This is a genomic window from Bacillus coahuilensis m4-4, assembly GCF_000171615.1.
GTDB lineage: Bacteria > Bacillota > Bacilli > Bacillales > Bacillaceae_K > Bacillus_T > Bacillus_T coahuilensis.
In genome coordinates this window covers 1-951 of sequence record NZ_ABFU01000128.1, presented here as the reverse complement: position 1 = coordinate 951, position 951 = coordinate 1, and the positions used below count along the sequence as shown (strand labels likewise).

Genomic DNA, 951 nt, shown 5'->3' with positions numbered 1-951 from the left:
TTCCCTCGTTGTGCATCGTTCTGGTTTCTCTCTTGCTGCTGCGGTGACAAGGAGAATCGAAGAAATCAGCGCCAATCTGAACGGCACTGAAATTGCCATTACCTATGTCTACAAAGGTGACAAGGTGCTTAAGCAATCTTTCTGAAACCAAAATTCAATTTGCCTCCATTGGTGCAACCACCAAAGAAGATGCTGCCAAGACACTTGAGCCGTTAAGCGCCAAATACAAAAACATCGCGGGTGTTGAAGAAAAATTAACCTATACCGATACCTACGCGCAGGAAAACGTGACTATCGATATGGAAAAAGTGGATTTTAAAGCCCTGCAGGGTATTTCAGGAATCAACGTTTCTGCTGAAGATGCCAAAAAAGGTATCACTATGGCGCAAATGGAACTGGTGATGAAAGCCGCTGGTTTTAAAGAAGTGAAATAATCGGTTGGCGGTCATGCTCTAAACATGACCGCCAATTTTTTAGCCTTTTTTCACATGCTGGCGCGCTGCCAGTCCACGCAGAAAATAACGTAAAAATTGATCGCCGCATTCGCGGAAGTTTTTATGATCCGGTGCGCGCATCATCGCTGTAATTTCCGGCATCGAAACGCGGAACTGCTGTTCGGTGAGGATAGCCAGAATGTCATCGGTTTTCAGCGAAAACGCGATGCGTAATTTTTTCAGCACGATGTTGTTATTAATGCGACGTTCCGGCTCCAGTGCCGGAGCAGACTCATCCTTGCCGCGTTTTTCATAAATCAGGCCATTGAGGAATGACGACAAAACAATGTCCGGACAACGCTGAAAACCCTCTTCGTCTTCTTTACGTAGCCAGACGGCGATCTGTTCCGCGGTGGCTTCGACATTACCCAGCGCCAGAATACGCACCAGGTCATTATTATTGGCTTTCAAAATGTAGCGCACGCTGCGCAGAATATCGTTACTTAGCATGAGGCCT

2 protein-coding genes are annotated in these 951 nt (G+C 46.6%); one reads left to right on the top strand and one right to left on the bottom strand.

Going from position 1 to position 951, the window contains the following annotated elements:
- The first annotated feature begins 104 nt into the window (after positions 1–104).
- Positions 105–434 carry a YehR family lipoprotein gene (locus M44_RS24465; protein WP_202795633.1) on the top strand — a complete coding sequence of 110 codons (330 nt, stop codon included), beginning with the start codon at positions 105–107 and terminating at the stop codon, positions 432–434.
- A gap of 39 nt (positions 435–473) precedes the next feature.
- Here the strand turns inward: M44_RS24465 and M44_RS18880 are convergent.
- A partial coding sequence (locus M44_RS18880; protein WP_029326985.1) for a YehS family protein occupies positions 474–951 on the bottom strand: 478 nt, incomplete at its 5' end.